The sequence below is a fragment of the Treponema sp. R80B11-R83G3 genome, from assembly GCF_054786115.1.
Genome location: NZ_BDHF01000523.1, coordinates 1 through 419 on the forward strand (window position 1 = coordinate 1; position 419 = coordinate 419).

Here is a 419-nt window from a genome sequence, read left to right on the forward strand (position 1 = left end):
GTCATTGTCCAGGGATCGCTTTTCCAGTGCGAGGCTTCGCCCGGGGGCACGACATCAAGATGGCTGATGATCCACAGCCGCCCGTCCGCTTCATTGCCGCTGCCGGGTATGGTGGCAACGAGATTGGGGCGCGCCCCGCCTTTGGCGCGTTCGTCCGGGGCGTCAAAGCGTTCCAGCCGGGTGATACCCTGCGCTTTAAGCCAGCCTTCCAGAAACACGCATTTATCCAGTTCGCCTTCACCGCCTGAATCCGGAGAAACGGCGGGCCGCTTGGTCAATTCGCTCTGAAGCTCCACCGCCAGAGAAACCGCGCCATCGATCCATTCAAAAACCTTTTCTTTATCCCTCACTCCTAATTCCTCATTCCTCATTTTTATAAACTTCCCAACTCGTCCGTATCAAAGTTTCCATATCGGAAT

General features: G+C 55.8%; 1 pseudogene. It reads right to left on the reverse strand.

Annotated elements, in window-relative coordinates:
• Positions 1 to 350 (reverse strand): annotated as a pseudogene (locus tag ACYVRH_RS14770) (M20 family metallo-hydrolase); the annotation flags it as partial.
• Positions 351 to 419: the final 69 nt, after the last annotated feature.